The organism is Micromonospora sp. NPDC007271, from assembly GCF_040634005.1.
Taxonomy (GTDB): domain Bacteria; phylum Actinomycetota; class Actinomycetes; order Mycobacteriales; family Micromonosporaceae; genus Micromonospora.
Map to the genome: position 1 here is coordinate 69132 of NZ_JBEYER010000023.1, position 8137 is coordinate 77268.

Sequence of the window (8137 nt, forward strand, 5' to 3'; positions counted from 1 at the left end):
CGCCCGGTGAAGAAGGCTGCCTCCGCTGATGCCGCCATCAGTCGACGCAAAGCCCTTTATATCAAGGCTTGTCCGGGCCAGCCTCCGCGTCAGCAAGCCCTATGCCTTGCCGGAAGCCGTCCACTCAGGTGAGCCTGCAGATGTTGCGCGACAGGTGCGGACGAGGGCGCGGAGGCAACAGTTGTGATGTGGGGCCGCCCGGTCCGTCGCTATGACTGAGTGTTCGTGCGGCTCCTTTCTGGCCCGGCTGATGAGCTCGAGCCGGCGTTTGCAGGGCGCCCACTCGTCTTGCCGATGAGGAGCGCGTTCGGATTCAACCGTTCAGGTACGCCAACACCGCCAGCACTCGCCGGTTGTCGTCCTCCGACGGCGGCATCCCGAGCTTGCTGAAGATGTTGTTGATGTGCTTGCTGACCGCCTTCTCGGTGACGAACAACCGCCCCGCGATCGCCGCGTTCGACCGCCCCTCCGCCATCAACCCCAGCACCTCCCGCTCTCGCGCCGTCAACTCCCCCACCCGATCAGGGCCGGCGCTCCGCGCCAGCAGCTGCGACACCACCTCCGGGTCCATCACCATCCCACCGCCAGCCACCCGCTGCACCGCGTCGATGAACTGGCCGACGTTCGACACCCGGTCCTTGAGCAGGTAGCCGACTCCCCCACCCCGGTCAGCGAGGAGTTCCCGAGCTGGGACAGCACGAGGATCGGCAGCCCCGGCATCTCCACCCGGGCGGCGAGCGCCGCCTGCAGGCCCTCGTCCGTGAAGGTGGGCGGCAGGCGTACCACAGCGAGGATGCGGGTCGGCCCGTCCCGGAGGAGGGCGAGGTCCTCGGCGACGACCGCTCGTGGTCCCGTCGCCCCGCCGAGACCTCCGCACGCTGCCCAAGCTCCCGACGTCCTCGCCCAACTCAGCTCCCGCCAAGTCGATCAATGCTGTTGCATATCCGCGGCCGGTAGCGATGTCCAGGCAACTGTCTCTCTCTCATCCTTTTGGAGGGCTCATGCCAGTCGTTCGGTCACTTACCGCGCTGGCCGCGGCGGCCGTGGTCGCGGCGAGCGTTGGTGCGGCACCCGCCCGCGCCGCAGTCAACGATCCGCTGTCCGGCAAGCAGTGGGGCCTGCAGCAGGTGCGGGCCGAGGCGGCTTGGGCCACCAGTACCGGCAAGGGGACCGTCATCGCGGTGGTCGACACCGGGGTGGACCTGAGCCACCCGGATCTGAAGTCCAAGCTGGTCAAGGGTGCCACGTTCGTCGACTGCGGCACCACGTCCTGCGGGAACGGCGACTGGCGTGGGCCCAACGGCGTAGCCGACTCCTCGGACGAGCACGGCACGCACGTGGCCGGCATCGCGGCCGCTGCCACGGGCAACGGCGTGGGCATTGCTGGTGTCGCGCCCGGGGCGAAGATCATGCCGATCAAGGTCCTGGAGGCTGGCAGCGGCAGCTTCGAGGACATCGCCCTGGGCATCCGGTACGCGGCGGACCACGGCGCGAAGGTGATCAACCTCAGCCTCGGGGCGGTGCCCGGTGCGCAGGCGTTGACGCTCACCGGACTGGTCTCCGACGCCACCGAGGCCATCGCGTACGCGAACGCCAAGGGTGTCGCGGTGATCGCCGCCGCCGGCAACGAGGCGGCCCCGCTGTGTGACACCCCGTCCTGGGAGCCGGGGGCGCTCTGCGTGGTTGCCACCGACCGTAACGAGCTCAAGGCCTGGTATTCGAACCTTGGCCTGAAGGCGGATCTCAAGGCGGTCGCGGCCCCCGGCGGTGCGGGCCTGGTCTCCTGCGACGACGACATCTGGTCGGCGGTGCCGCAGGGCACCGGGTCGACCGCCTGCGGCCAGGGCGACTACGACGCGTACGCCGGCACGTCGATGGCCACGCCGCACGTCGCCGGGGTGGCCGCGCTGCTGTTCGCCCAGGGTCGGAGCCTCGACAACGTGTACTCGGTGCTGATGTCGACGGCCAGGACGCCGGGCAGCCTGGCCCGTGGCGTCTACACCCCGGCGTACGGGTGGGGAATCGTGGACGCGCAGGCGGCCGTCGCCGCGGCCCGTGGCTAGCGGGGCGGCGATGATGTCGATCATCCGCAGCGGGAAGGTCCGCTGGTGGCTGCCGGTCGGGGTGGCGGCGGCCCTGCTGATCCCGGCTGCCCCAGCGCCGGCCGCCGGTGAACTCCCGCTGGCCGCGCCGGCGGCGACCATGTCGGACGGCCCGGCGACCGCCGCGTACCTGCACGATGTGTCACAGCCGATCCCCGGGGTGACGGTGACCGGCTCGATCGTCGAGCACCACCGGATCACCGCACCCGATGGGGTGCAGCTGGACAGCTGGATTGTTCGCCCGCCGGTCGCCGAACCGGTCCCGGTGGTGCTTGACGTGACGCCGTACTACGGTGGCGGCTCGCCCGTGTTGGAGGGTGGCCTCGGCCATCTGCTCGGCCGGGCAGGGGATGTCCTGGTGCCCCGCGGCTACGCCTACGGCATCGTGTCGCTACGCGGCACCGGCAACTCCGAGGGCTGCTTCACCATCGGTGGCCCGACCGAGGCCAAGGACACCGCGGCGGCGATCGAGCACTACGGCCACCAGCCATGGTCGAACGGGCGGGTCGGGCTGATGGGCGTCAGCTACGACGGCACGGCACCGCAGGACGTGTGGGTGGAGGCGCCCCCGTCGTTGAAGACGATCGTGCCGATCAGTGGGATCTCCGACCTGTACAAGTACAACTTCGTCAACGGGGTCCCGATCAACATTCAGGGTTTCGGGTTCAACACCTATTACTGGACCCTGGTCGGGCTGAGCCCGGTCGGCCTGTACACCGGCAGCAGCCAGCTGCGCGATCCGGTGAGCGTACCGGGCGCCGTCGCCGGCGAGGTCTGCGCCGAACAGGTGTGGGTACAGGAGGGCGGGGTCTCCTCGACTGTGGACGGGAACAAGGACGGGTACTGGCAACTGCGTGACTTCGACGCCGAGTTGCGCGCCACGCCGAACCGGCAGCGGGCAAGTGTCTTCTACATCCACGGCCTGCGGGACTGGAACGTGAAGCCGCACAACATGGCCGGTTGGCTGGCCGACGTGCAGCGGACCGGGGTGCCGTTCAAGGCATGGCTGGGCCAGTGGGCGCACGCCTGGCCTGCGCGTGCCGACTGGTGGGAGCAGGTGATGGTTGCCTGGTTCGACCAGTTCCTGAAGGAACGCGACACCGGCATCCTCGCCGCGCCGGCCATCCAGATGCAGGACGACGCCGGACGATGGCGACACGAGAAGAGCTGGCTGCTCGGCGCCACGAACGCGATGAATCTTTACCCATCCATTGATGGCGTCCTCCGCACCAAACCAGGCACCGGCCCTGTGCACTACTACGATTACCAGGGTCGGCTCGCCACGGAGGCCGAGGAGACCAGCAGTGGCCACGGCAACGGCAAGGTCGTGTTCGCCTCGGCACCGTTGGACCGCGACATCACGCTGTCCGGCATGCCCAGCTACCAGGGCACCGTCACCGCCACCGGCAACCGGGCCAGCCTCGTGCTGTCCCTGATCGAACGGCGGGCTGACGGCACCGAACGCCCGATCAACTGGGCGGCGCAGAGCCTCAACCACGTAACGGATCCGGCGGCCGGACGGTTGACCGTCGCCGGCCTGCCGCAGAAGGTGAGCGTCGACTTCTTCCCGCAGGACACGGTCATCCAGGCCGGCAGCCGGATCGTGCTGGTCGCGGCCGGTAACACGGTGGGTGATCAGCCGAGCCTGCAACCGGTAGCCGACGGGTCGACGATCGTGCTGGACCTGGCCGACGCCCGGCTCAGCCTCCCGGTCGATACCTCCCTCCGGTTCGAGCGGTCCTGATCTGACCGTGAACCGGGGTAGCGGTCCGGGCGCGGGACGGAAGCAGTAGCAGCACGCCGGTTGTCGGCCGGGTCGATCCCCGGCCGGCAACCGGCGCTTACCACGGCTGGCCTCCGGATTCTCACCCGTTCAGGTACGCGAGCACCGCCAGCACCCGCCGGTTGTCGTCCTCCGACGGCGGCATCCCCAGCTTGCTGAAGATGTTGTTGATGTGCTTGCTGACCGCCTTCTCCGTGACGAACAGCCGCGCCGCGATCGCCGCGTTCGACCGCCCCTCCGCCATCAGCCCCAGCACCTCCCGCTCCCGAGCGGTCAGCTCCCCCAACCGATCGGGGCCGGCGTTGCGGGCCAGCAGTTGGGACACCACCTCCGGGTCCATCACCATCCCGCCGCCGGCCACCCGCTGCACCGCGTCGATGAACTGGCCGACGTTCGACACCCGGTCCTTGAGCAGGTAGCCGACTCCCCCACCCCGGTCCGCGAGCAGCTCCCGCGCGTACAGCTGCTCCACGTGCTGGGACAGCACGAGGATCGGCAGGCCCGGCATCTCCACTCGGGCGGCGAGCGCGGCCTGCAGGCCCTCGTCGGTGAAGGTGGGTGGCAGGCGTACGTCGAGGACGGCGACGTCGGGGCGGTGCCGGGTGAGCGCCGGCAGCACAGCCGGCCCGTCGGCGACCGCCTCGACGACCTTGTAGCCGTACGCGTCGAGGATGCGGGTCAGCCCGTCCCGGAGGAGGGCGAGGTCTTCCGCGATGACAACTCGCACGGCAGCTCCATGGTCACGACTGTGGGTCCGCCGGGCGGACTCGTCACGGTCATCGTGCCATCGAAGGCCGCCAGCCGGCGGCGTACCCCCGCCAGCCCGGTCCCCCCATCCACGGTGGCCCCGCCGCGGCCGTCGTCGCCGACCACCATCGTCAGCAAGCCGCCTTCGAAGGAAAGCCCAATCCAGGCTCGGCCTGCGCCGCTGTGCTTCGTGACGTTGGTCAGCGCCTCGGCGACCGCGAAGTAGGCCGCGGATTCGACCGCCGCGGGCGGGCTGCCGGGCAGCTCCACCTCGACGTCCACGGGCAGCGGTACGGCCAGGGCGAGCGCCTGCACCGCCCCGTCCAGACCCCGCTCGGCGAGCACCGGCGGGTAGATCCCGCGTACGAGATCCCGCAGCTCGGCGAGGGCGTGGCCGCTGGCCTCCTGGGCCTCGCTGAGCAGCCGCTGGGCTGCCGCCGGGTCGTCGGCGAGGAGTTTCTCGGCCAGGCCGATGCTCATCCGCAGGGCGACCAGCCGGGCCTGCGCCCCGTCGTGCAGGTCGCGTTCGATTCTGCGTAGCTCGGCGGCCTGGGTGTCGATGGTGTCGGCCCGGGTGTCGGTGAGGTGCTGGACCCGCAGGGCCAGCTGCTGCGCCCGGGTGGGGGCGAGGAAGAAGCCGGCGAAGCGGAAGTGCAGCCACAGCAGCCACTGTGCGACGGCCAGCCCGCCGGCGAGGATCAGCCAGCCCTGCGGCGCGGCGAGCATCGCCTGCCCGAGGTTGTCCATCGGCCAGAACACGCCGTAGCCGTACCAGTCGACGGTCAGGTGGAGCACCAGCGGCACGAACAGCACGCCCTCGAGCCCGTACAGGGGCAGGGCGAAGGCCAGCAGGCAGGCGGCGCCGGTGATCGCGCCGGGGATCAGCCAGGCGAAGTCCCGCCAGGTGGCCGGATCGCTGACCACCCACCGGAACCGTTTCCAGGTGCCGAGCTGGGCGCCGGCCGGCACCGGCCGGTACGGCGACGCGACCGGCGCCCGGCTCGATCGGCTGAGCCGGCGTTGCAGCGTCAGCGACCAGCGCACCAGCACGGTCACCGCCGGGAAGAGCGCGAACCCGATGCCGAACACGGGGATCAGCGCCAGCGACACCACCGACAGCACGAACAGCGCCACGTTGGTGGCCAGGCTCAGCAGCGCCACGGCCAGGCCCTGCCCGGCGGCGATCGCGCCGGGCCGGATCTGCTGCCAGGCGGCGGCGCGTAGGGAGCTGTCCACGGCGCCATTCTCCGCCACCGCTGCCACCGGAATCAGTGGTGCTGGCACCCCCTGCCTTCGGGGCCTGGCACTCCTGTCTCCGGTCCGCGCCGGCCGAAGGATCGATGCCATGACCAGGAAGAAGGTAACCACGCTGGCCGGGCTGCCGTCCGGCCGCCGCAGCAAGTACGTGATGCTCGTCTTCTGGCTCGTCCTCGTCGCGGCGGCCGGGCCGCTGGCGCTGAAGCTGACCGAGGTGCAGGACAACGACGCCCTCGGCGCGTTGCCGGCCAGCGCCGAGGCCAGCCGGGCGGTGCAGCGGGCCCAGGAGGCGTTCCCGGATTCGCAGAAGCCCCTGGCCGTCGCCGTCTACGTCCGCGAGGCCGGGCTCACCGACGCCGACCGGGCGAAGGTCGACGCCGACCGCGCGGCGTTTTCCCGGTACGCCGACGGCGGCCAGGTGTCCCCGCCGGTGCCCAGCGAGGACGGGCGGGCGCTGCTGCTCTCCTTCCCCGTCGCCGGGTCCGCCGACCAGCGGGCCGACGCGGTGGCGGCCATCAAGGAGCGGCTGACCACCGGCACGCCGGCAAATCTGAAGACCGCGTTGACCGGGCCGGCGGGCGGGGAGGACGACGTCTTCGACGCGTTCGCCGGGATGGACAGCGCGCTGCTGCTGGCGACCGCCGGCACGGTGGCGTTGCTGCTGCTCATCACGTACCGCAGTCCGGTTTTGTGGTTGATCCCGCTGGTCACGGTGGCGTTGGCCAACCAGCTTGCCAGCGCGGTGGTGTATTTGCTGGCCAAGCATGCCGGGCTGGCCGTGGACTTCCAGAGCCAGAGCATCCTGACCGTGCTGGTCTTCGGCGTCGGCGTGGACTACGCGCTGCTGCTCATCGCCCGCTACCGGGAGGAGCTGCGCCGGCACGCCGACCGGCACGCGGCGATGGCGGTCGCGCTGCGCCGGTCCATCGGCGCGATCGGCGCGTCGGCGGCGACCGTGGCGCTCGGCCTGCTGTGCCTGCTCGCCGCGCAGCTGCCGTCCACCCGGGGGCTCGGGCCGGTCGGCGCGGTCGGGATCGTCGCGGCGCTGCTGGCCATGACCACGCTGCTGCCGGCCGTACTGGTCATCTTCGGGCGGTGGCTGTTCTGGCCGTTCGTGCCGCGCTACTCACCGGACGCGGTCGGGCTGGACGTGGCGGCCGAGCACGGGGTGTGGCGGCGGATCGCCGGGTTCGTCGGCCGGCGGCCCCGCGCGGTGTGGCTGGGCACGGCGACCGCACTGGTCGCGCTGAGCTTCGGCATGGTGAACCTGAGCATCGGCATGCCGCACGACGAGTCGTTCACGAAGGAGGTCGGCTCGGTCACCGGCCAGCGGATGATCGAGGCACACTACCCGAGGGGTTCCGCCTCACCCGCCGAGATCCTCGCCGCCGCCGGCCCGGCCGAGCAGGTGGTGGCCGCCGCCCGTACCGTGCCGGGGGTGGCCGAGGTGGGCGAGCCGGAACGGTCGCCGGACGGCCGCTGGGTACGCATCGCCGCGGTCCTGGCCGACACGCCGGACAGCGACGCGGCGCTGGACACGGTCGAGCGGCTCCGTACCGCCGTGCACGCCGTGCCGGGCGCGCAGGCCCTCGTCGGCGGGGACACCGCGTACCTGGTCGACGAGGAGCGCACGGTCGGCCGGGACAACTGGACGGTGGCGCCGCTGGTGCTGGCGGTCGTCTTCGTCATCCTGGTGCTGCTGCTACGCGCGCTGGTCGCGCCGCTGCTGTTGCTGGCCAGCGTCGTCCTGTCGTACGCCGCCGCGCTGGGCGCGGCCGGGCTGATCCTCGACGCGATCGGCTACCCGCACCTCTTCGTCGGGATCCCGCTGCAGACGTTCCTGTTCCTGGTCGCCCTGGGCGTGGACTACACAATCTTCCTGAGCACCCGGGCGCGGGAGGAGGCGGCCCGGCTCGGGCACCGGCAGGGTGTGCTGCACGCGCTGGCCGTGACCGGCGGGGTGATCACCAGCGCGGGCGTGGTCCTCGCGGCGACGTTCGGCGCGCTGAACGTGCTGCCGCTCGTGCCGTCGGTGCAGACAGCGGTCATCATCAGCGTCGGGGTGCTGCTCGACACGTTCCTGGTCCGCAGCCTGCTCGTCCCGGCGCTGGCCCTGCACCTGGGCCGCCGTACCTGGTGGCCGAGCGCCCTGGCCCGGCCCGCCGCCCGGCCCCCACGACGAGCGGCGCTCGGGAACGTCGAGCCCTGGCCGGGCGCCGACGAGACGGTGATCGTGCCGCCGAGCAGG

Annotated in this window: 5 protein-coding genes and 1 pseudogene; 3 read left to right on the forward strand and 3 right to left on the reverse strand. The window is 71.4% G+C overall.

The features are described 5' to 3' along the window. Positions 1-313: 313 nt before the first annotated feature. Positions 314-795, reverse strand: a pseudogene (locus ABZ570_RS11320) (response regulator transcription factor). 206 nt (positions 796-1001) lie between these two features. On the opposite strand from ABZ570_RS11320, the gene ABZ570_RS11325 reads away from it, so the two are divergent. Next, entirely contained in the window at positions 1002-2063 is a 1062-nt protein-coding gene (locus tag ABZ570_RS11325) for a S8 family peptidase (protein WP_358060518.1), read from the forward strand. A gap of 10 nt (positions 2064-2073) precedes the next feature. Beyond that, positions 2074-3846 (forward strand): CocE/NonD family hydrolase, encoded by a 1773-nt coding sequence (locus tag ABZ570_RS11330; RefSeq protein ID WP_358060521.1) that lies wholly within the window; start codon positions 2074-2076, stop codon positions 3844-3846. 121 nt (positions 3847-3967) lie between these two features. Here ABZ570_RS11330 and ABZ570_RS11335 read toward each other — a convergent pair whose 3' ends face one another. Together ABZ570_RS11335 and ABZ570_RS11340 are read right to left on the reverse strand one after the other, a co-directional pair. Next, positions 3968-4612 carry a response regulator transcription factor gene (locus tag ABZ570_RS11335; RefSeq protein ID WP_358060524.1) on the reverse strand — a complete coding sequence of 215 codons (645 nt, stop codon included), beginning with the start codon at positions 4610-4612 and terminating at the stop codon, positions 3968-3970. Continuing rightward, positions 4564-5868, reverse strand: coding sequence for a histidine kinase (locus tag ABZ570_RS11340; protein WP_358060527.1), 1305 nt, complete (start codon positions 5866-5868; stop codon positions 4564-4566). The genes ABZ570_RS11335 and ABZ570_RS11340 overlap by 49 nt, the downstream gene beginning before the upstream one ends. Positions 5869-5977: 109 nt before the next feature. On the opposite strand from ABZ570_RS11340, the gene ABZ570_RS11345 reads away from it, so the two are divergent. After that, positions 5978-8137, forward strand: a 2160-nt coding sequence (locus ABZ570_RS11345) for an MMPL family transporter (RefSeq protein WP_358060530.1), incomplete at its 3' end; no start/stop codon positions are given.